This window comes from Streptomyces sp. NPDC003016 (assembly GCF_053591455.1).
The window spans coordinates 258,566-280,930 of sequence record NZ_JBSFTV010000003.1 but is presented as its reverse complement, the minus strand read 5'-3'; the positions used below and the strand labels follow the sequence as shown (position 1 = coordinate 280,930).

Genomic DNA, 22,365 nt, shown 5'->3' with positions numbered 1-22,365 from the left:
TCTCTGGCAGAGCCTTCGACGCTTCAACGGCCCGCGCGGCAACAGCCTGAGTGTGCAGCCACCGGTTCCCGAGCGGTGGCAACAACGACTCGCCCCTCCTCCGTGACCCGCCCTCGGGCGAACGGTGCTGACGGTGTTACGGCGTGACCTTCTCGATCTGGGCGCTGCCGGAGCCCGCGACCGTGCCGCGCGCGTTCACCAGCTGCACCTCGCCGAAGAAGCGCCGGCCCTCGGGGGCCTCGCCGGCCACCACGACCTGGGCCTTCACCTGCGCCGAAGCGCCGCTGGCCAGCTTCACGGTCTGCGCGTCGTCGACCTCGACCCGGCCGAGCGACGGCGCGAAGTACACGTCGCGGTAGTCGTACTCGGTGCCGGCGGCGCCGACCGCGTAACCGTCCACCTCGATCGTGTAAGTACCGGCCGCGGGCTTGACGAGGCTGACGGCCTCCTCCGAGTCGCCGTCCGCGGCCTGACCGACCTGGACGCCGTCCCTCTTGACCGTGAGGTCGAGGTCGGCGGTGGCGTCGGAGACTCCGCCGATGGCGACGTCGAAGCGCTCGACACCCTCACCGATGGTGACCGCGGTGGTCTGCTTCTCGCCCTTCTTGATGCTCGGGCGGGCGTTCTTCGACGAGCCGAGCGAGCCGGCCTTGAGCTTGCCGTCCAGCGCGGCGAAGCCGTTGGTGACCTTCCACTCGACCGGGGCCGGCGTGCCGGCCTCGGCCTCGGGGATGGTCTGCACCGCCGGGTCGAAGGCGGCGCCGAGCACCGTCACGTCCAGCGTGTACGGGTTGTCGAGCAGCGGCGACGTGCGGCGCGACTCGACCTCGACCTCCCAGACACCGGCCTGCGGGTCCGCGTACGAACGCAGGTCCGGGCGGCAGGTGTTGGCCGGGTTGGTGTAGTTCGGGTAGCAGACGATCGACGATGTGGAGTCGACCGGCACGCCGTACGGGTGGATGCCGATGAAGCGGGTCTGGCTGCCCTTCGCGAGACCGCCGAGCGCGACCTCCAGGGACTTCGCGCCCTCGGGGACGTTGATGAAGTACGACGTGCTGCTGTTGCGCTGCACCGAACCGGAGCCGGAGAACGCGTAGGCGGGCTTCACCAGGTCCTCGGCCACGACCACGGTCGCCAGGATCTGCTTGTCGACGCCCTCGGTGCGCTCGTCGTCCGCCTCCAGGACGGCGCTGTGCACACCGGCGGAGCCGGGCCGGGCCTGCACCTTGACGGTGACGGGCCGGTTCAGCGGCAGGTCGATCCCGTCGTCGCCCAGCAGGCGGAACGTGCCGTCGTTGTACTTCCAGTCCAGCTCGTGCTCGATCGCGCGGTCCGGGCCGCTGGTACGCGTGATGGTCACGTCGTACGTCTTCTTCTGCCCGGCCTTCAGGCCGCCCTCGCGGTCGTAGAGGCCGGTGCCGAAGCCCGGCGTCTTGAGCGCGTAGTCGATCGCGGTGTCGACCGGCGCCTTGACCGCGTAGTCGTGCGCGGTCGCGCCGTCCTCGATCGCCTCCCAGGCGTCCACGACGTCGATCAGGCCGGAGCCCTGCTCGTGCGCCTGGGTGCCCTTGATCCGGTCGGCGGTGCTGGTCAGCGCGGTGCGCAGCTCCACCGGGGTCAGGTCGATCTTCTTCTGCTTCGCGGCCGAGAGCAGCAGCGCGCTCGCGCCCGCCGCCTGCGGCGAGGCCATCGAGGTGCCCTGGAGCATCGAGTAGCCGGCCGGGAGCTTGTAGCCGGCCTCGGCGACCGGGCCGCCGGGCGACCAGGTCTGGGTGGTGTTGATGGACGCGCCGGGCGCGGAGATGGTCGGCGTGAAGCCGCCGTCCTCGCGCGGACCGCGCGAGGAGAACGGCATCATGGCGTACTTCTTCTCCACGACCGAGCCGTAGTTGGCGGCCCAGGTCTCCTTGGAGATGGACGCGCCGACCGAGACGACCTTGTCGGCCAGCGACGGGTCGCCGATGGTGTTGGTGCCGGGGCCGCTGTTGCCGGCCGAGACGACCAGCTGCACGCCGTACGTGTCGATGAGGCGCGTGTAGAGCTGGGCGCGCGCGTTGTTGCCGTCGTTCAGCGTGGGCAGGCCGCCGATCGACATGTTGACGATGTCGACACCGCGCTGGGTGACGAGGTCGATCATGCCCTCGGTGAGCGCGACGTTGGTGCAGCCGCCGCTCCAGGTGCAGGCGCGCGAGGAGACCAGCTTGGCGCCGGGGGCGGCGCCGTTCATCCGGCCGCCGAAGAGGCTGTTGGCGGCGGTGATGCCGGCGACGTGCGTGCCGTGCGAGCCCTCGATGATGCCGATGTTGACGTAGTCGGACTTCGCGCCCGCCGCGTTGACGACGACGTCCTTGCGGATCTCGGCGACGAACGGGATCTGCTCGACGACCTCGGTCGCCGGGTCGTCCTTGCCGAAGTACCGGACCTGGTGCTTGTCCTTGTACGGCTTCATCGCCTCTTCGTCGCCGAAGTCGGCGTCGTCGTCGAGGTCGACGCGGACCGTGCCGGCGGCGGCGTCGTACAGCACGCCCCACACGTCGGTGGTGTCACCGTCGCGGTTCAGGTCGCCCGCCATGTCGCCGCCCTTGGTGGCGGCCTCGGCGAAGGTGCGGAACATGTACGAGCCGGCCGGGGCCGAGTACGTGCGGCTGCCGGCGGTGAACACCGGGCCGGTCACGGCGCCGTTCATCCGCAGCCAGGTGCCGTCGCCGTCCGCGACCGGGTCGGTGGCCGTCACCCAGTCGACGATCTTGCGCTCGCCGGTGGTGGTCTTCTGGAGCGCCGGGTGGCCGAGGTCGACGCCCGAGTCGAGGATGCCGATGGTGACCCCGCGGCCGTCGGCCTTCGGGTGGTCCTCCACGAACTCCACGGCGCCCGTCTCGAAGGACGGGTTGTACGGGTTCTTCGCGGGCGTCCGCTTGCCGGGGCCGGAGTACGTGCCCTCGGCGGCGGTGTCCGCGCCCTTGCCGCGGTCGCCGGCCGGCGTCGGGTCGTCCAGCAGGATCTCCTGCTTGAGGTCGATGCCGTGGACGGAGGAGAGCTTGGCGGCGGCCGTGATGGCCGCGTCCGCCTTGCCGGTGGGCAGGGTGGCCCGTACGTAACCGAGCCTGTCGTCCGTACGGCCGACCACGCCGCCCTCCACGGCGTCGAGCTGGCGCGCGACCTGCTCGGTGGAGCCGGGCGCGGTGGCGACCATCAGCGTGACGCTCTTCGTGCCGTCGGCCTCCGCCTCCGCGAGCAGCTGGGCGTCGGCGGAACCGAGCTTCGCGGCGGCGGACTTGGGCGCGGACGCCGTGGCCCTGGGGTCGTCGGAACCGGCCGCCAGGGCGGGTACCGGCGCGGCCGCACACAGCGCCGCGACCAGGCCCGCGGCGAGCGCTATGCGGGCCGCGGGTCTGGCCCCGGGTATGGAGCCGGATGATTCGAGGGTCATGGGCTTCCCTGTATGTGAAAGAAGGAGTCCGGAATACGGTGCCGGATGACCGCTCAGCCTTGCCTAAGAGGTGGTCGTTTGGGGAGAGTTGTCAGGTACGGAGTTCCGTCGTGGCACACATCCGCCACCGCGCGGTATGCGCCACCGGGGTTGAACCGTGAGATATCGGGCGCCCCGTTCCACGCCGCATAACAACCCCGTAACCTCGGCCAATGAACCGAGAGCTCAGGGTGGCGGCCTACGCCGTGTGTGTACGGGACGGACAGGTGCTCCTCGCCCGCTGGGTGGCGCCCGACGGCGCGAAGCGGTGGACGCTGCCCGGCGGCGGCATGGACCACGGCGAAGACCCGTACGACACGGTGATCCGCGAGGTGGAGGAGGAGACCGGCTACGCGTGCGAACCGGTCCGGCTGCTCGGCGTGGACTCCGTCACCCGCCGCTACCCGCGCAGACTCGGCACGTTCGCGGACTTCCAGGGCTTGCGGATCGTGTACGAGGGCCGGATCACCGGCGGTGAACTCCGCCACGAGACGGCCGGATCCACCGATCTCGCGGCCTGGCACCCGCTGGACGAGGTGGCCCGCCTCGACCACGTCGAACTCGTCGACACCGGCATGGAGCTGTGGCGTACGAAACCGTCCGTGGGACGCGCCGCCTTCCCCGGCAGGTGAACGGGGAGTGAGCGCGGCCGCTCCGCCCGGGGAGGGCGTGATGGCGTTCTACGGTGATCCGCGGGGGCAGTGATCCCTGACCGGTGATCGGCGCCGACCGTTGCGGGGCCGTTAACGCGCAGGTCATTCCGGATGCCAACGATCGAGTGGGGCAAGGGGGTTCCACCCCGGGCCCGGCCGATGCGATCGCACCCCGGGGAGACCGCGCCATGTCACGCCTACGCTCCGCAGCCGAAGCCGCCCTCGACCGCCGCTGGTTCCTCGCCGTGACCGGAGCGGCCGGTGCCGGTGCGGGCCTCGGCCTCGCGTTCCGCCCGGGGGACGGGGTCCGGGCCGCGGCCGCCGGTACGCCGGGCCCGGCCGGCGCTCCCGCCGCCCCTGCCGCCCCGCCCGCGGCCCCCGCCGCCCCCGTCGCCGCCCCGGCCTGGGCCGGCACCACCCTGGGTACGGTCGCCACACCGCGCGGCCCCGCCGCCGGCTCCGGCTACCGGCGGCTCGGCGCGGGCCCCGGCTGGAAGCGCGTCCTGCGGACCCCGCTCGCCGCCGCCCGCCCGGGGCGCGAGGACCGGCGCACCGCCCTCGCCTCCTTCGTGCAGCTCACCGACCTCCACCTCACCGACGTACAGCACCCGGTCCGCACCGAGTACCTGCGCGTCCGGGCGGCCGGCGCCTGGCGTCCGCAGGAAGCCCTCACCGTGCACGGCGCGATCGCGCTCGTGGAGCGGGTCAACGCCCTGCGCGGCGGACCCGTGACCGGGGCGGACCTCGGCTTCGTGATGACGACCGGCGACAACACCGACAACAACAACAAGGCCGAACTCGACTGGTTCCTGCGCACCATGAGCGGCGGCCGCATCACCCCCGACACCGGCGAACCGGGCCGCTACGAGGGCGTCCAGGACTCCGGCCTGCCCCTCTACTGGCACCCGGACACCGCCCTGCGCGACGCCGACAAGCAGCGCGGCTTCCCGCGCGTCGAGGGCTACCTCGCCGCCGCGCTGCGCCCCGTCAACAGTCCGGGCCTGCGCGTTCCCTGGTACTCCACCGTCGGCAACCACGACGACCTGCCCAGCGGCTGCTTCGCCCCCGGCGACGCCTCCGGGTTCCTCGCCGGCTTCGCCGTCGGCGACCGCAAGCTGCTCTCCCTCCCGGCGTCCGACGCGAGCGCGCTCGAAGCCGTACTGAAGAAGGGCGACGACCCGCGCGGCCGCCACTTCACCGACCTCCTGCGCCGCGAGTCCCGGCGGATGCGCCGCATCACCCCCGACCCGGCCCGCGCCCCCTTCACGCCCCGCGAGTACGTCGAGGCGCACCTCGACCCGGCGTACGCGGGCGCGGGGCCGGCCGGACACGGCTACACCCGCCAGAACGCCGACACCGGGAACCTGTACTACTCCTTCCGCATCTCCGACCGCGTGCTCGGCATCAGCCTCGACACGACCGACCGGGGCGGCCACTTCGCCGGCTCGATCGGCGCGGCCCAGCTGGGCTGGCTGGAGCGGACGCTCGCCGCCCACCAGGACGACCACGTCATCGTCTTCAGCCACCACAACAGCTGGACGTTCGACGACGGCGGCGGCGACAGGCTCCTCGCGCTCCTCAAGCGCAGCCGCAACGTCGTCGCCTGGATCAACGGGCACAGCCACCGCAACGCGATCCTCGCGCACGACACGTTCTGGGAGATCTCCACCGCCTCGCACGTCGAGTTCCCCCAGCTCGCCCGGGTCGTCGAACTGACCGACAACCACGACGGCACGCTCTCCCTCTTCACCACGCTGATCGAGTCCGCCGCCCCGCACCGCACGGACTACACCGACCTCTCCCAGACGGGCCTGGCGGCCCTCTACCGCGAACTCTCCCTCAACGCGCCGGGCGCCCGGCGGAACCTCGCGGGTCCTGCGGACGCCCGGAACACGGAACTCCTGCTGAAGAAGCGCTGACACGCCCCGCAGAAGCACCGCCGCCGCTCAGCGCGGCAGCGCGACGACATAAGCGGCCGGATCCCGTTCGACCGACGCCATCAGGGCGGTCCGCACCACGGTCGCCTGCTGCTCCGGCGACTCCCGCAGCTTCTTCGGCGTGAGGTGGACGACGGTGATGCCGAGCCGCTCCAGGTGCTCGCGCTTGCGGGCGTACTCCGACCATTCCCCGAGCTCTCGGTCTCCTTCGAGCAGGGGGGACCCCGCTGCGCCCCCGCCCTGCCGGGGCGTCCGGGTGTCCAGCTCCACGGCCACCGCCTGCTCGGGCCAGTAGATGTCGACGCCGCCGAGGTGGGGGCCGCCGGGCAGCCGCAGGTCGACGTTCCAGAGCGGGTCGGGCAGTCCGTGGTCGCGGACCATCGCGTACAGCCGGTCCTCGGCGACGGCCCGCCCCTCGGCGAGCAGCGCGTCGACGGCGTCGACGACGTACGGCCTGGACAGCAGCCGCGCGAGCGTCAGCTCCCTGACCACCGCCGAGGGTTCGCAGTGGAATCCGCGCACGGCCTCGGTGAGCAGCTGCCGTACGGCATCGGCGTCACGGAGGTGCGCGACGGTGTCCGCGAGGGCGCGGGCGACGGGAGCGACGGGCACGCCGTCGATCTGCCGGGCCTGGGGCATCGTGTGGACCCGGACCAGGCGCGCGCACCCGGTGGACCGCAGCCGCCTCGTGCGCGGTACGAGTACGTCGACCCGGTCGAGGGAGGGCAACGGGGGAGCGCCGCGGAAGCGGTGCAGGGCGAGCGCGGCCGGCCCGGTGACCATGACGTCACCGTACGGGCCCGCCCCGCCCTCCGCCGCGCCCTCCGCCCTGGCCTGCGCCGGCACCACCGCGTCCGCGGGCGGCCGCCCCGCGTACAGCAGCGCGGCGTGCAGCCGCTCCTCGCCGGAGGGCGGGCCGGGGTGCAGGACGAAGACGTCGGGCAGGATCTGCTGCCAGGGCCCGCCGGGCCGGCACTGCCCGGCGGCCTTGGCGGCGGACACGCCGCGCGTACGCAGCTGCGCGGCGGACAGCACGCGCTGCCGGGCGTCGGCGAGGTGGGCGAGGGGACGGGGGGAGACCGGGGTGTTGTGGTTCATGTCCCGGGGTTTCCCGCCCGCACCCCACCCGCTAACCGCTGTTACACACCCGTCGACAATCCGGGACAACTCCGCACTAAAGTACGACCGTTCGATTGCCGAAACCCTAGCCGCCGCGCGGGGTGCGGACCTTGGCCCGCACCCCGCCCGTCCGGTGACCGGGTCCTCACACCGCGGCGGCCCGGTCGCACACCTGCCCCCGCAGCGCCCGCGCCAGGTCGTCCCGCGCCTCCAGTACCAGCCGCCGCAGCGCCGGCGCCGCGTCCGCGTGGGCGGCCAGCCACGCGTCCGTCGCGTCCAGCGTGCGCCGGTCGCCCTGGAGCGCCGGGAACAGCCCCGACACCACGTCCATCCCGATCTGGATCGACCGCTCGGCCCACACCCGCTCGATCGCGGCGAAGTACTTCTCGGCGTACGGGGCGGTCAGCTCCCGCTGTCCGGGCTGCATGAAGCCGTCGATCGTGGCCACGACCAGCGCGTTCGACAGCGCGTCGGACTCCACCACCGCCGCCCACGCCTGCGCCTTGACCGCGGCCGAGGGGCGCGACGCGAGGCACCGCACCTGGTGGCGCTTGCCCGACGCCGTGTCGTCCCGGGCCAGCTCCGCGTCGACCGCCTTCTCGTCCGCCACGCCGTACGAGGCGAGCGGTCCGAGGAACGCCCAGCGCAGCTCCTGGTCCACCTCCAGGCCGTCGATCCTGGCCGTGCCCTCCAGCAGCCCCTGGAGCAGCTGGAAGTCCGCCTCCCGGCAGGCCGTCGCCGCGAAGAACCGTGCCCACGTCAGCTGGTGCTCACTGCCCGGCTGCGCGATCCGCAGCTCCCGCAGCGCGCCCTCCGCGAGGAGCCGGCCGCCCTCCTCCCGCCACTCGGGCGCGGCGTAGTGCGTCAGGGCGGACCGCGTCCACGTGTGCAGCATCTGGAGCACCCCGATGTCGCTCTCGCGCCCCGCGAACCTCAGCACCAGGTCCACGAAGTCCCGCGCCGGGAGCAGCGCGTCCCGCGTCAGGTTCCACAGCGCGGACCAGCACAGCGCCCGCGCCAGCGGGTCGCTCACGTCGTCGAGGTGCGCGCGCAGCGTGGCGAGCGACTCCGGGTCGAAGCGGATCTTGCAGTACGTCAGGTCCTCGTCGTTGACGAGCACCAGGTCCGGCTTCTCGCTGCCGAAGAGCTCCGCCACGACCGTGCGCGGGCCGGCGACGTCCACCTCGGCGCGGGCGTACCGCACGAGCGCCCCGTCGGCCTCCTCGCGCCGGTACAGGCCCACGGCCACCCGGTGCGGACGCAGCTCCGCATCGGGTCCGGCCGCCTCCTGGAACACCGCCAGCTCGGTGATCCGCCCGGACGAGCCGTACGTGACCTGCGGGGTGAGCGAGTTGACTCCGGCGGTCTGGAGCCACGCCCGCGACCAGCTCGCGAGGTCCCGCCCGGACGTCTCCTCCAATACCGCCAGCAGGTCCTCCAGCCGGGTGTTCCCGTACGCGTGGCGCTTGAAGTACCGCCGGGCGCCCTCCATGAAGGCGTCCTTGCCGACGTACGCGACGAGCTGCTTCAGGACGGACGCGCCCTTGGCGTACGTGATCCCGTCGAAGTTGAGCTTCGCGTCCTCCAGGTCACGGATGTCGGCCGTGACGGGGTGCGTCGAGGGCAGCTGGTCGGCGCGGTACGCCCACGCCTTGCGGTTGTTGGCGAAGGTGATCCACCCGTTGGTGAAGCGCGTCGCCTCGACCATCGAGTACGTCCCCATGAAGTCGGCGAAGGACTCCTTCAGCCACAGGTCGTCCCACCACCGCATGGTGACGAGGTCGCCGAACCACATGTGCGCCATCTCGTGCAGGATGACGTTGGCCCGCCGCTCGTACGACGCCCGCGTCACCTTCCCGCGGAAGACGTACTCCTCGCGGAAGGTCACGCAGCCCGGGTTCTCCATGGCGCCGATGTTGTACTCGGGCACGAAGGCCTGGTCGTACTTCCCGAAGGGGTACGGGTAGTCGAAGTGGTCGTGGAAGAAGTCGAGCCCCTGCTTGGTGACCGTGAAGATGTCGTCCGCGTCGAAGTGCCGGGCGAGCCCCTTGCGGCACAGGGCGCCGAGCGGGATCTCGATCTCCGTGCCGTCGGCGAGCGTGCGCCGGTACAGGTCGCTCTCGTAGTGGTACGGACCGGCGACGAAGGCGGTGATGTACGTCGAGATCGGCTCGGTGCCGGCGAACCGCCACACCCCGTCCTCCGTCACCTCGCCCACGCCGTTGCTCCACACGGTCCATCCGCCGGGAGCGGTCACCTCGAACCGGAACGGCGCCTTCAGGTCCGGCTGTTCGAAGTTGGCGAAGACGCGCCGCGCGTCGGCCGGCTCGTACTGCGTGTAGAGGTAGACCTCGCCGTCCTCCGGGTCGACGAAGCGGTGCATGCCCTCGCCCGTGCGGCTGTACGCGCACTGGGCGTCCACGACCAGGACGTTCTCCTCCCGCAGCCCCGCCAGCGCGACCCGCGTCCCGTCGAAGACGACCGCCGGGTCCAGCGCCTCGCCGTTCAGCGTGACCGCCGTCACTGACGGCGCGAGCAGATCGGCGAAGGTGTCCGCGCCGGGGCGCGCGCACCGGAAGCGGATGGTGGTCACCGAGCGGAACGTACGCGTCCGCTCCCCGTCGCCCTCTCCCACCGCGGATCGCAGGTCGAGGGCCACTTCGTATCCGTCGACGGACAGCAGTTCGGCCCGCTCGCGGGCCTCGTCGCGGGACAGATTCTCACCGGGCACGGGCACTCCTTCGTGTCTCGTTCGAACATGCCGATACTCCCACGCGGCACGGACACCGCACGCGCGGGAATGCCTCTGGCGACCAGCGGTGTTGCCCCCGTCGAGGTGCGACCGCTCCATCGATGAGGAGAGACATGTCCGAGAACGGCAGGACCACCGCCGACTTCTGGTTCGACCCGCTGTGCCCCTGGGCCTGGATGACATCCCGTTGGATGCTGGAAGTGCAGAAAGTCCGTGATGTCGAGGTCCGCTGGCACGTCATGAGCCTGGCCGTGCTGAACGAGGACAAGATCGACCAGCTGCCCGAGCAGTACCGCGAGCTGCTCGGCCCCAAGGGCTGGCGCCCGGTACGGGTGGTGACGGCGGCCCGGCGGCTGCACGGCGACACGGTGGTCGGCGACCTGTACACCGCGCTCGGCACCCGCTTCCACAACAAGGGCGAGGGCCCGACCCCGGAGGCGATAGCGGGCGCGCTGGCCGACGTGGACCTCCCGGCGGACCTGATCGAGTACGCCGACAAGGACACGTACGACGCCGAGGTGCGCGCCTCCCACAAGGCGGGCATCGACAAGGTCGGCCAGGAGGTCGGCACCCCGGTCATCTCGGTCCCCGGCCCGAACGGCGAGGAGATCGCCTTCTTCGGCCCGGTGGTCACCCCGGCGCCGAAGGGCGAAGAGGCGGCGCGCCTGTGGGACGGCACGCTGATGGTGGCCTCGGTCCCCGGCTTCTACGAGATCAAGCGCACGCGCACGCAGGGCCCGGTCTTCGACTGACGGGGGCGGCCCCCCGGATGGGGTGGCCACGGTATTGAACATGTTCAATAATGAGGGCGGGCCGGCGGATCCGCGGGCCCGCCCCTGGCACGGCCACCGTGGAAAGACGGGTTCCGGACATGAATCGCACGCGCCCCGCCACGGCGGCCTGGGCTCCGGCCCTCCTGTACGTCGGCCTGGTGACGGCCGCCGGACTGGCCCACGGCATCGCCGGCGCCCCGCGGGACCACCTCGCCGGGCTGTACTTCGCGACCTTCCCGGGGTCGGTGCTGGTGACCGTCTTCGCCCTGCTCCCGCTCGGAGCGCTCTTCGGGGCGGGGGACCCGGCGGCCGGGGGCGCCGCGAACCCGTTCGGCCCGATGGTCTACCTCACCGGCGGCGCGCTCGTGAACGTCCTGCTGGTCCGCGCCGTCGTGACAGTGGTCCGCAAGGCGGCCTCCGTCTGCCGCGCCGGCTGACCGGCGGCCCTTTCCGTACGGGTGCGCGCGAACAGCCGGCCCCCGCGAGTCACGTCCTCGCGGGGGCCGGCCGTTTCATCCGCCCGCAGGTGAAGGTTGAGAAGACGATCACGAGCAGGACGTCATGGCGCGCCTACGGCGCGAGCAGCAGGTTGAACGCGCGCTCCTTGGCGGCGGCGTAGCGCTTGGCCACGTCCTGCCAGTTGACGACCTTCCACATCGCCTCGATGAAGTCCACCTTCTGGTTCTTGTACTGGAGGTAGAAGGCGTGCTCCCAGGCGTCGAAGACCAGGATCGGGACCGATCCCTGCCCCACGTTGCCCTGGTGGTCGTAGATCTGCTCGACGATCAGGCGCCCGCTGACCGGCTCGTGGGCGAGGACGCCCCAGCCCGACCCCTGGGTCGTCGCGGAGGCCTTGGTCAGCTGGGCCTTGAACTTGTCGAAGGAGCCGAAGGACTCGGAGATCGCGTCCGCGAGCTCACCGACACCGTCCTTCTCCAGCGGCTCGCCGCCGCCGTCGCCGGTCATGTTGTGCCAGTAGATGGAGTGCAGGATGTGGCCGGAGAGGTGGAACGCGAGGTTCTTCTCCAGGCCGTTGATCGCTCCCCACGACCCCTTGTCGCGTGCCTCTTCGAGCTGTTCGAGCGTGTCGTTCGCGCCCTTCACGTAGGCCGCGTGGTGCTTGTCGTGGTGCAGCTCGATGATCTGCGGGTTGATGACAGGTTCGAGCGCCGCGTAGTCGTACGGAAGTTCAGGAAGTGTGTAAGTGGCCATGTCCGAGCCCTCCGACTGCTTATTGCGACCAATATGCAAGTGCAGATTAGCAGCAGGAGTGCCCGAAGATGATCAGCCCCCGGTCGTCCGTTGGTCCTAGGACCCGGCGACCTCCCTCGCCTGGACCGCCAGGTCCGGGAAGTCGGTCACGACCGCGTCGACGCCGAGCCCGTAGTGCAGCGCGTACTCCGCGAAGGCGTCCCCGAAGTCCTCGGGCGCGGTGCCGCGGCGGAATCCGGCGGGCAGGAACTGGTTCTCGCTGCGGAAGGTGTACGCCCCGACCTTCAGCCCCGCCGCGTGCGCGTCCGCGACCAGCGACGACGGCGCCACCACCGACGACTTGTCCGGGCCGATCCAGTCGGCGTACTCCGCGATCTGCCGCAGACCGGCCGGCGTCATCATTTCCCTGTACGTCACCGGGTGGCCGTACGGGCCGCCGCTCCCCGTCCCCAGCGCCTGCCACAGCGGCAGGCGCAGCCGGGCCTCGGCGATCCGGACCAGGCTCGACGGCTCGAAGGACTGGACGACGCACTCGTGGGCGCCGAGCCGGTTGCGCCGGATCACGCGGACGAGCTCCGGTTCGAGGGGCAGGCCGATCGAACGGAAGTAAGCAGGGTGCTTCGTCTCCGGGAACACGGTGACCGTCCGCCCGTACCGCTGGGACAACGTCCGCGCCAGATCGACGACTTCCTGGAAGGTCATGACCTCCAGACGGCCGTCGAAGACGGTGTTCCGGTTCCTGACCAGCGGCAGACGCTCGACGGCGCGCAGGGTCTTCAGCTCGGCGAGCGTGAAGTCCTCCGTGAACCACCCGGTGACGGCCCGCCCGTCCACGGTCTTCGTCGTACGCCGCGACGCGAACTCCGGATGCCCGGCCACGTCCGTCGTCCCGGAGATCTCGTTCTCGTGCCGTACGACGAGGACGTGGTCCTTGGTCGGTACGAGGTCGGGCTCGATCCAGTCGGCGCCGGTCTGGACGGCGTGCGTGTACGACGCGGCGGTGTGCTCGGGGCGCCAGCCGGCGGCGCCGCGGTGTCCGATGACGACGGGCCCCTTGCGCGGGCGCTGCTCACCGGCGGCATGCGCTCCGGGCATCACCGCGACGGCAGAGGAGGCGCCGGCGGCGAGGAGTACGGAGCGGCGTCTCGGCAGTGCGGCCATGGAAGTCTCCCTGACAGGGCAAGTTCGGAGAAGCGGCGACTGCACGATAGGCCGCGGCAGCCCGGTCCGGAGCCGCGTACGGCCCCCTTTCACGCAGTGGCCGCGCGGGGTTCACCCGGTGCCCGGCCCCCGCCCCACGATTCACGGTGCCGGGAGGGGCCGTGCCGGGGCGCTCCCCGCAGGGCGTCGCACGCGACCGGCCGGATCGACATCGCGGTGCCTCGGTGTCCGACGACCGAGGAGACGCCCCGGCGCGGCACCGGCCCCGGAGCGCTGCGCCGCCGGCACCCCGGCGAAGAAGCTCAGCCCGGGCCACCGGCACCACCCGCCCGCACCCGCGCCCGCGCCTCCGCCAGGCGTGCCAGATGCGCCGCGTACCCCACCGAGCAGCACTCCGCCCGCCCCGCGTCCGGCTCCACCACCGCCGTCGGCCGCGTCCACGACGCCACGTCCAGCTCCACCCCGAACCGCTCCGCCGCCGCCAGCACCGCGCCCCGCGCCCCCACCTCGCCCCCGACCACGCGCAGCGGGCGGCCCAGTACGTCGGCGAACAGCCGCATCCACGCCGGCGAACGCGTCCCTCCCCCGCACACCGCCAGGTCACCCGTGAGCCCCGCCGCCTCCAGGCAGTGCCGCGCGGCGAAGGCGATCCCCTCACACGTCGCACGCACCAGGTCGCCCTTCGTCGTCTCCAGCGACACGCCCGTCACCTCGGCCCGCAGCCGCGGCTCCACGAACGGCGCGCGTTCCCCCGACGGCGCGAAGTAGGGCAGGACCCGCACCCCGTTCGCCCCCGCCGGCGTCGCGTCCAGCAGCGCGTCGACCTCCGCGTGCCGTACGCCGGTGGTCTTCAGCACCCAGTCCAGCGCCGCCGTGCCCACCATCGCCGGCATCGCCCGCAGCCACTGCCCCCGCCGGTCGGTCGAGATGTGGAGCCCGGCCGGCTCACCGCCCTCCAGGTCCAGCACGTCCGTGGCGACCAGCGACGCCAGGCACGTGCCGATGATGAGCAGCCCGTCCCCCGGCCGCGTCACCCCCGCGCCGAGCGCGCACGCGGGCAGGTCGTACGGCCCGTCCGCGATCCGCGTGCCCGGCGGCAGGCCGGGGCCGCGCGTCTCGCCGACCGCGACCGGGTCGGCGACCGGGGCCAGCAGGCCGCGCCGGTGGCCCAGCCCCAGCAGGTCCTGCGTCTCGTCGTCGTACGCCCGCGTCCGCGGGTCCAGGAACGGCATGGACGCGTCGGAGACGTCCGTGGCCCGCACCCCCGTCAGGCGCTGGAAGACCATGTCCTTGCAGTACAGGGCGGTCACGGCGTCGTCCAGCGCCTTCGGCTCGTGCCGGTCCAGCCACGCCAGCACCGGCCCCGGGCACCCGGGGAACATCGCGCCGCCCGTACGCCGGTAGACGGCGGTGAAGACGCCCGACGCCACCCACCCGTCGAGGAGCGCGTGCGCCCGGCCGTCCATCCAGGAGATCGCCGGCCGCACCGGCCGGCCCCGCGCGTCGACCAGCCACACCCCGTCGCCCTGCCCCGTGAGCCCGGCCAGTTCCACCGCGGCCGACCCGTCCGGCCCCGACGCCGACGCCGTCAGCGTCGCCAGTACGTCCACGACCGCCGCGTACACCTCGTCCATGTCCTGCTCGACGCGCCCGCCGCGGATGTCGAGCGCGACCGGGCGGGACTCGACCGCGACCTCCCGCCCGGACGCGTCGAAGGCCGCCGCCTTCACCATGGACGTGCCCACGTCGACACCGACGTACAGCGTCCCCGGCGCCTTTGGAACCTCCGGCATCCCGACGGCCTCCTCAGGTCAGACAGTGCGCGAGCGGTGCCCCTGCGGCGTACCTGGCCACCTCGGCCGCCGCGATCCGCGCCGCCTTCTCGGCCACCTGGCGGCTCACCCCGCCCAGATGCGGCGTCATCACGACCCCGGGCACACCCCGCAGCCGCGCACCGGCAGGCAGCGGCTCCTGCTCGTACGTGTCGAGGGCGGCCGCCGCCAGCCGCCCGCCCTCCAGCGCGTCGCACAGCGCCTCCGTGTCGACGAGCGGCCCCCGCGCCACGTTGACCAGCACGGACGAGCCCGGCAGCAGGCCCAGTTCGCGGGCGCCGATCAGGCCGCGCGTCTCGTCGGTCAGGCGCGCGTGCAGGGTGACGACGCGCGAACGGGACAGCAGCGTGTCGAGCGAGGCCACCCGCACGCCGTGCACGTCACCGCGCACGTACGGGTCGTACACCTCCACCTCCGCACCGAACGCGCTCAGCACCCGCGCGACCCGGCTGCCGACCGCGCCGTAGCCGACCAGCCCGACCCGCGCGTCCTCCAGCTCGGACCCGCACCGCTCGTACATGGAGTACGAGCCGTCCCAGACCCCGCGCCGCGCCAGCGAGTCGTGCGCCTCGGGGATCCGGCGCATCGCGGCCAGCATCATCGCGACCGTGAACTCGGCGGTGGCGGCCGCGTCGCGGCCCGGCGCGAAGCACACCCGCACCCCGCGCGCCCGCGCCGCCTCCACGTTGACGTTGACCGGGCCGCCGCGGCAGACGACGACCAGCCGCAGGGCGGGGGACGCCTCCAGCACCCGCTCCGTGAACGGCGCCATCTGGGTCACGCACACCTCGACGTCCCGCAACGCCTCGATCAGCGCGTCCTCGCAGTCGCCGGCCTCGTCGACCTCGGCGACCCCGGCGAAGGGTTCGAGCGGCCACGGGAGGGTGAGTCCGCTCAGTTCGAAGGGGGACGCGGTGACGGCGGCCTCCAGGGCGTCACCGATCAGCGAGTTGAGGACGAAGTGGTCACCGGCTGCCAGGATCTTCATCGCAGGGCCTCTCCCGTCTCGGCGTCGAAGACATGGGTGAGCCGCGGGTCCGCGCTCACCCGTACGGTCTCGTCCCGGTCGAGGCGCACCTCGGGACCGGTCTGCACGACGAGGGGCTCGGCCACCCCGTCGAGCGCGAGCGTGGCGATGCCCGCCTCCAGAAGCGGTTCGTGGGCGCGGACCCTCGCCCGTACGGCCTCCGCCGTGTCCTCGCCCGTGAGCCGCAGGTCCTCCGGCCGGACGCCCAGCACCACTTCCCGGCCCGCCGCCAGACGTACCGGAACGGCCGGCCGCACCCCCTCCGAGAGGCGCACGCGCCCGTCGCCGTCGGCCACCCCCGGCAGCAGGTTGATCGCGGGCTCCCCGACGAAGCCGGCCACGAAGAGGTTCGCCGGGCTGTCGTAGATCTCGTACGGCGTGCCGAGCTGCTGGATGACGCCGTCCCTCATCACGGCGATCCGGTCGGCGAGTGACAGCGCCTCCTCCTGGTCGTGCGTGACCAGGATGGTGGTGTGTCCCAAGTCCCTCTGAATGCGCTTGAGTTCGCGGCGGGTCGTGTCGCGCTGCGCCGCGTCCAGGTGCGAGAGGGGCTCGTCGAGCAGGAGCACGTCCGGCTCGCGGATCAGCGCCCGCGCCAGCGCCACCCGCTGCTTCTGGCCGCTGGAGAGCCCGCCCGGCCGCGCGTCGAGCAGCTCCGTCAGGCCGGTCCGCCCGGCCATGCCCCGTACCCGCGCGGCCACTTCCTCGCGGGGTCTGCGGCGCGCCGCGAGCCCGAACCCGAGGTTCTCGGCGACGGTGAGCGGCGGATAGAGCGCGTAGTTCTCGAAGGCGACCCCGATGTTGCGCCGCCGGGCGGGGACCTTCACCACCGAGCCGCCGCCGACGAGGATGTCCCCGCCGGTCACCGCCTCCAGACCCGCGATCATCCGCAGCGTGGTGGACTTGCCGCAGCCGGAGGGCCCGAGCAGGCCCAGCAGTTCGCCCGAGCGCAGCTCCAGGTCGATGCCGCGCACGGCCTCCACCGGGGGCCGGCCCCGGGACGTGTAGGTCTTGCGCAGCGCGCGCAGCGCCAGTTCAGTCATCGCCCGGCCCTCCCGCCGCCGTCGGGCACACCTCGTACGGGACCTTGTGCTCGTCCAGATCGCGCAGCAGCCGGGCCGACGCCCCGTCGTCGACCAGCACCAGGTCGAAGCGGGAGAGCGGCGCGAGCCGGTGGAGCGCGACGCGGCCGAGCTTGGAGTGGTCGAGCAGCAGCACGTTCTTCACGGCGGAGCCGAGCATGGCCCGCTTGACGGAGACGATGTGCTGCTCCTGGTGGTAGGCGAAGCCGCCGGAGACGGCGGACGTCGACGTGAAGCAGATGTCGACCCGCAGGAGCTGGACGGCTTCCACGCAGGAGACGCCCAGGAACGACGAGTGCAGCGGTTCGTAGTCCCCGCCGAGTGCCATCAGGTGGATGCCGCGCTCGCCCGACAGCAGCGTCAGCGCTTCGAGGAAGTTGGTGACCACGGTCAGCGGAGTGATGGGCCCGGAGCCGGACCCGGATCCGAGCCGGCGCGCTATCTCCAGGGTGGAGGTCGAATCGTCGAGCATCACCGCCATGCCGGGCTCGATGAGCTTCAGCGCGTGCTCGGCGACGGCGGCCTTCTGCGCGCGCATCGACTTGAGCCGGTACGCGACGTTCGACTCGAAGACGCCGGACGGCTGGGCGGTGACCCCGCCCCGGAACTTCCTCACCAGGCCCTGCCGTTCGAGCTCGTCGAGGTCGCGGTGGATGGTCATCAGGCTGACGCCGAAGCGCCCGGCCAGCTCGGCGGCGGTCGCCGAGCCCGCCGCGAGCACCTGCTCGGCGATGGCGGCCCGGCGGGGCGCGGGGCCGCGGGGCTGCGGACCGCCGCTCATCCGGTGATCCTCCGTCCCGGCTCGCCGCCCGCACCGTCCGCCTCGAACAGCAGCAGGCTCTCCGGCCGTACGGTCAGCCGCACCGGAGCGTCGGGCCGCAGCCCGGCGGCGTCCGCGCGCGGCGCGACCAGCGACAGGTGCTGCCCGCCGAGCCGTACGGTGACCTCGGTGGCGCGGCCCAGGACCTCGGTGATGTAGACGGTGCCGGTGAGCTCGACGGCACCGGACCCGGGGGCGGAGGACCCCAGCGCCAGGTCGCGCGGCCTGACCCCGATCTGCACGGGGGCGCCGGGTGCGGCGGACCGTACCGCGGGCGGGGCCGGCGGGATCTCGAAGCAGCGGTCCGCCGACAGGAAGGTGCCGTGGCCGGTGACGGTCCCCGGCAGCAGATTGATGCGGGGCCTGCCGAAGGAACGGGCGACGAAGGTGTCGTACGGCTGGTGCCAGATCTCCTCGCGGGTGCCCGTCTGGACGATCCGGCCCTCCCTGATCACCCCGATGCGGTCACCGAGCGCCAGCGCCTCCACCGAGTCGTGCGTGACGTACAGGGTGGTGGTGCGCCGGACCGCGCCGATCGCCTTCAGCTCGGCGCGCATCGCCTGGCGGAGCTTGGCGTCGAGGTGGGACAGCGGCTCGTCGAGGAGGAACGCGCGGGCCGGGCGCACCAGGACCCGGCCGAGCGCGACGCGCTGGCGCTGCCCGTTGGACAGCCGGCCGACCGGGCGGTCCAGCAGCGCGCCGATGCCGAGCAGGCCGGCGATCGCGCCGATCCGCTCGTGCGCCTCGGCGGCCGGGAGCCGGTAGCGGGGGGAGCGGAGCGGGGAGGCGAGGTTGTCGTACGCGCTGCGGTGCGGGTAGAGGGCGTACGACTCGAAGCACATCGCGACGCCCCGGTCGTACGGCTCGACGCCCGTCATGTCGGCGCCGTCGAGCGAGACCGTCCCCGACCGGGGCTCCGCCAGCCCGGCGACGGTCTTGAGCGTCGTGGTCTTGCCGGCGCCGGAAGGTCCGAGCAGACAGAAGAACTCCCCCTCCCGCACGTCGAGATCCAGACCGTCGAGAGCGACGTTCCTGCCGTACGCCAGGTGAATCCCGCGCAGCGAGATCGCAGAGCTCATCAGGACTTCACCGCCCCGAACGACAGCCCGCGCACCAGATACCGCTGGATGGTGAGCGCGAGGAGCAGCGGCGGGACCACCGACACCAGCGCCGCCGCGGCCGTCAGGTTGTACTTGGGCCGGTCGCCGCCGAGGAAGGAGAGCGCGCCGACCGTCACCGTCTGGGCCTCGGACGACGTCAGGATCAGCGGGAAGACGAAGTTGTTCCAGGCGAAGATGAAGGCGAGCAGCGAGACGGCGGCGATGCCCGGCCTGACCAGCGGCAGCGCGACCCTGAGGAACGCCTGCTTCCGCGTGTAGCCGTCGAGCAGCGCGGCCTGCTCCAGCTCGGGGGAGAGGTCGGAGAAGTACGAGCGCATGATCCAGACGATCAGCGGCAGCGTGACGAGCTGGAGCACCCAGATCATGCCGACGTACGTGTCGAAGAGCCCGAGCTGCTGGTAGAGCACGAACAGCGGGATGATCACGGTCAGTTCGGGCGCGAACCGGAAGGACAGCAGCGTGAACATCAGGTTCTCCGAGCCCCGGAACCGCCACCGGGCCGCCGCGTAGGCGGCGGGCAGCCCGATCACCAGCGACAGCCCCACCGCCCCCAGCGACACCACCAGGCTGTTGACGAAGAACCGCAGGAACGGCACGCCCTCGCCGCTCCCCGCCCCGAGCACCGTCCGGTACGAGTCGAGGGTGGGCGTGAACGAGAAGTACGTACTGAACAGCTCGTTCGCCGGCTTCAGCGACAGAATGATCATCCAGGCGATCGGGAAGAGCGCGAAGACGAAGTAGAGAATCAGCGCCCCGTCGGCGGCGACCGCGATCAGCCTGCGCTTCACTCCGGCACCCCCGCGGCCCGGTTCTGGATCTTCCCCAGATAACGCACCAGCACCATGGTCACCAGGTACACCACCGCCCACAGCACGATCATGTAGCTGATCCCGAACGAGTAGCGCTGGAAGCGGATCGCCTCCAGGTACGCCCGGATCTGGAGCACCACGGTCGAGTCGCCGGGCCCGCCCTCCGTCAGGGCGTAGATGATGTCGAAGACCTTCAGCGAGTCCATGAACCGGAAGATCACCGCGACCAGGACGTACGGCCACAGCATCGGCAGCGTCAGCCTCCGGAACGTGAACCACCACCCGGCCCCGTCCACCGCCGCCGCCTCGAACGGCGACACGGGCAGCGACCGCAGCCCCGCCAGCGCCAGGATCGCCACGAACGGCGTGTAGACCCACACGTCCACCGCGATCGACGACAGCAGGGCGCCCGTAGGGGTGTCGGTCCACTGGACACCCCCCATCCCGAAAGGTTTCAGCAGGTGGTTGACGACCCCGACGCTCGGCTGGAGCATCAGCTTCCACATGATCGCGGCGACGACGGGCGCGATCATCAGCGGCAGGATGAGGATCTTCTCCAGTACCCGCCCGATCCGCGTCGACCGGTGCAGCAGCAGCGCCACCCCCACCCCGAGCACCGTCTCGGCGGCCGCCGCCCCCACCGCGTACAGCACCGTCACCCACGCCGAGTCCCAGAACGACGACTCGGTGAAGATCCGCCGGTAGTTCTCCAGCCCGACCATGTCCGGCCGCGGCTTGCTCGCCGCGAAGTCGAAGACCGTGTAGTACAGCCCGAGCCCGAAGGGATAGAGGATCCCGCCGGTGAGCAGCAGGGCGGGCGCGATCAGCAGGTACGGCCGCAACCCGCGCCGCCGGCGCGGAACCACCCGCACCGGCGGCCCGCTCCCCCCGCGCGAGGCCGCCCCGTGGCCGGTCTCGGTGAGGGACGAGGACATCGACCCGTCACCCGGCCCTGGAAGCCAGGTCACTCGCCAGGCCGTCGAGTACGGACCGGGCGTTCTTGCCGCCGTAGATCTCCTGGAGCGAGGCCGCCCAGCTCGTCGTCGCGTCGAAGAACTGCTCCTGCGGCGTGAACTGGATCTTCGTCTGGCCGACGACCGTCTCGAAGGTCTCGATGAAGCCTTCCAGCCCCTTCATCTTGTCCTTGTACGCGCCGTCCCGGCTGACGGACTTGCGTACCGGATCGATGTGATGGTGTTCGACCGCCGCCTTGCGCAGATGCTCCTTTCCGGTCGCCCACTGCAGGAACAGCCACGCCGCGTGCTTGTTCCGGCTCCGGGCGTTCATGCCGAGCGACCAGATCCACATGTTCGTGGCGAGCGACCCGTCCGGCCCCTTCGGCCCCGGATGGAAGGCGATCTTCCCGGAGGCCGGGGAAGCCCCCTTCACCGCCTGGAAATAAGCCGCCGTATCGGCGTCGAAGAGCATCCCGGCCTTCTTCGCGCCGAGGTCGCTGGAGCACTGGTACCAGGTGTACGAAGTCCAGGACGGCGGCCCGCCCTTCTTGACCATCTCGGCCCAGTCCCGGGTGAAGGCGACGGCCTCGGTGCTGTTCATGGCGGGCGTGATCTTCCCGCCGTCCACCGTGAAGTCCTTCAGCCCGTACCGCGAGTACATCGTCATGAAGCCGGGGTGGATCGTCGCCCAGCTCCGCGACCCGCGCACCGCGACGCCGTACATCCCGTCGAATCCGGCCCCCGGCGCCCTGCGCTTGATGGCGCCGGACGTCTCGCGCAGCTCGTCGAAGGTCTCGGCGGGTCTGAGCCCCAGCTTCTTGAAGACCTCGGTGTTGTACGCGACGACGTTCGTCTCCCAGCCCCACGGCAGCGCGTACTGCCCGCCCTGTCCGAGCGGCGCACCCGCCTTCAGCGACCACTGGCCGGCCTGGAGGAGATTGGGGAAGAAGTCCCCCTGGTCCCACTCCCCACCGGTCGCCGAGGAGTTGCTCATCCAGGGCCCGAGGTCCTCCAGCCAGCCCGGCGGCCCGTACTGCCAGACCATGTACGCGCCCAGCATGAAGATGTCGTACGACGCGCGCCCGCTGGACAGATCCACCGTCAGCTTGTCGAAGTAGTTGTCCTCCGGGAAGACGTCGTACTCGACCTCGATGCCGGTCTTCTCGGTGAAGGACTTCAGATCGGCGACCAGCGCGTCGGCGTACGGGTGCTTGTTCAGCAGCGCCTTGACCGTCCTGCCCTTCGCCTTCTTCCAGTCGAAGGAGCCGGTGACGTCGTCGGCCGCCGACCCGCCGCCCCCGTGCTCCTCGTTGCCGCCGAAGCCCGCTCCGCAGGCGCTCAGCAGGGGGGTGGCGGATGCGGCCGCCGTGAGGGCGAGGAACCGCCGTCGGCCGGGTACGCGCATGTCCATCACGACCTCCGCCCACCCGTACAGTCGATTGGTTAACAGAGCTTGGAACAGCGGTAGTTGGGCGTCAATCCCCCGCGCAACGGAAAAACACGGTGCACCGTGCGAACTTCACAGGCGGCGCCGATGCCCGCGGGAGGGTCGTGTGCGGTCCGACGGCGGCACGGCACGGCTGGGCACCGGCCTCGGGCACGGCCTTGCCCACCGCCTCGTCCGCGGTGAGGACGTGAAGGA

17 protein-coding genes are annotated in these 22,365 nt (G+C 72.0%); 4 read left to right on the top strand and 13 right to left on the bottom strand.

The genetic code is table 11. The features are described from left to right. Positions 1-136: 136 nt before the first annotated feature. Positions 137-3,430: a S8 family serine peptidase gene (locus ACWDZ4_RS04120; RefSeq protein ID WP_451506884.1), complete on the bottom strand. Its 3,294-nt coding sequence runs from the start codon at positions 3,428-3,430 to the stop codon at positions 137-139. A 212-nt stretch (positions 3,431-3,642) separates the two neighbouring features. On the opposite strand from ACWDZ4_RS04120, the gene ACWDZ4_RS04115 reads away from it, so the two are divergent. Further along, entirely contained in the window at positions 3,643-4,101 is a 459-nt protein-coding gene (locus ACWDZ4_RS04115) for an NUDIX hydrolase (protein WP_451506883.1), read from the top strand. A 209-nt stretch (positions 4,102-4,310) separates the two neighbouring features. Next, positions 4,311-6,041 (top strand): TIGR03767 family metallophosphoesterase, encoded by a 1,731-nt coding sequence (locus ACWDZ4_RS04110; RefSeq protein WP_451506882.1) that lies wholly within the window; start codon positions 4,311-4,313, stop codon positions 6,039-6,041. 27 nt (positions 6,042-6,068) lie between these two features. On the opposite strand, the gene ACWDZ4_RS04105 is transcribed toward ACWDZ4_RS04110, so the two are convergent. Next, on the bottom strand, positions 6,069-7,157 hold the full coding sequence (locus ACWDZ4_RS04105) for a hypothetical protein (protein WP_451506881.1): 1,089 nt from the start codon (positions 7,155-7,157) through the stop codon (positions 6,069-6,071). Between the two features lie 166 nt (positions 7,158-7,323). Beyond that, entirely contained in the window at positions 7,324-9,909 is a 2,586-nt protein-coding gene (gene pepN / locus ACWDZ4_RS04100; RefSeq protein WP_451506880.1) for an aminopeptidase N, read from the bottom strand. Positions 9,910-10,043: 134 nt separating this feature from the next. Between pepN and ACWDZ4_RS04095 the strand changes: the two genes are divergently transcribed. Both ACWDZ4_RS04095 and ACWDZ4_RS04090 read left to right on the top strand, forming a co-directional pair. After that, a complete protein-coding gene (locus tag ACWDZ4_RS04095; RefSeq protein ID WP_451506879.1) occupies positions 10,044-10,682 on the top strand; it encodes a mycothiol-dependent nitroreductase Rv2466c family protein in 639 nt (212 codons plus the stop codon). Between the two features lie 119 nt (positions 10,683-10,801). Continuing rightward, positions 10,802-11,140: a hypothetical protein gene (locus ACWDZ4_RS04090; protein ID WP_451506878.1), complete on the top strand. Its 339-nt coding sequence runs from the start codon at positions 10,802-10,804 to the stop codon at positions 11,138-11,140. Positions 11,141-11,273: 133 nt separating this feature from the next. On the opposite strand, the gene ACWDZ4_RS04085 is transcribed toward ACWDZ4_RS04090, so the two are convergent. The 10 genes from ACWDZ4_RS04085 to ACWDZ4_RS04040 all read right to left on the bottom strand — a co-directional run bounded on the left by ACWDZ4_RS04085 (position 11,274) and on the right by ACWDZ4_RS04040 (position 22,134). Then, complete coding sequence (locus ACWDZ4_RS04085) at positions 11,274-11,915, bottom strand: superoxide dismutase (protein ID WP_451506877.1); 642 nt, start codon at positions 11,913-11,915, stop codon at positions 11,274-11,276. A 96-nt stretch (positions 11,916-12,011) separates the two neighbouring features. Beyond that, the gene (locus ACWDZ4_RS04080; protein ID WP_451506876.1) at positions 12,012-13,076 is read right to left on the bottom strand and encodes a glycerophosphodiester phosphodiesterase family protein; all 1,065 of its coding nucleotides are present in this window, start codon (positions 13,074-13,076) and stop codon (positions 12,012-12,014) included. Between the two features lie 302 nt (positions 13,077-13,378). Beyond that, a complete protein-coding gene (locus ACWDZ4_RS04075) occupies positions 13,379-14,869 on the bottom strand; it encodes an FGGY family carbohydrate kinase (protein ID WP_451506875.1) in 1,491 nt (496 codons plus the stop codon). Between the two features lie 13 nt (positions 14,870-14,882). Beyond that, the gene (locus ACWDZ4_RS04070; RefSeq protein ID WP_451506874.1) at positions 14,883-15,896 is read right to left on the bottom strand and encodes a 2-hydroxyacid dehydrogenase; all 1,014 of its coding nucleotides are present in this window, start codon (positions 15,894-15,896) and stop codon (positions 14,883-14,885) included. After that, positions 15,893-16,978 (bottom strand): ABC transporter ATP-binding protein, encoded by a 1,086-nt coding sequence (locus ACWDZ4_RS04065; RefSeq protein ID WP_451506873.1) that lies wholly within the window; start codon positions 16,976-16,978, stop codon positions 15,893-15,895. Before ACWDZ4_RS04065 ends, ACWDZ4_RS04070 begins: the two co-directional genes overlap by 4 nt. Next, complete coding sequence (locus ACWDZ4_RS04060; protein ID WP_451506872.1) at positions 16,971-17,798, bottom strand: DeoR/GlpR family DNA-binding transcription regulator; 828 nt, start codon at positions 17,796-17,798, stop codon at positions 16,971-16,973. The genes ACWDZ4_RS04065 and ACWDZ4_RS04060 overlap by 8 nt, the downstream gene beginning before the upstream one ends. Further along, positions 17,795-18,916, bottom strand: coding sequence for an ABC transporter ATP-binding protein (locus ACWDZ4_RS04055; protein ID WP_451506871.1), 1,122 nt, complete (start codon positions 18,914-18,916; stop codon positions 17,795-17,797). The genes ACWDZ4_RS04060 and ACWDZ4_RS04055 overlap by 4 nt, the downstream gene beginning before the upstream one ends. Continuing rightward, positions 18,916-19,746 (bottom strand): carbohydrate ABC transporter permease, encoded by an 831-nt coding sequence (locus ACWDZ4_RS04050; protein WP_451506870.1) that lies wholly within the window; start codon positions 19,744-19,746, stop codon positions 18,916-18,918. The genes ACWDZ4_RS04055 and ACWDZ4_RS04050 overlap by 1 nt, the downstream gene beginning before the upstream one ends. Next, complete coding sequence (locus ACWDZ4_RS04045; RefSeq protein ID WP_451506869.1) at positions 19,743-20,702, bottom strand: carbohydrate ABC transporter permease; 960 nt, start codon at positions 20,700-20,702, stop codon at positions 19,743-19,745. Before ACWDZ4_RS04045 ends, ACWDZ4_RS04050 begins: the two co-directional genes overlap by 4 nt. Positions 20,703-20,709: 7 nt before the next feature. Continuing rightward, entirely contained in the window at positions 20,710-22,134 is a 1,425-nt protein-coding gene (locus tag ACWDZ4_RS04040) for an ABC transporter substrate-binding protein (RefSeq protein WP_451506868.1), read from the bottom strand. Between the last annotated feature and the right edge of the window lie 231 nt (positions 22,135-22,365).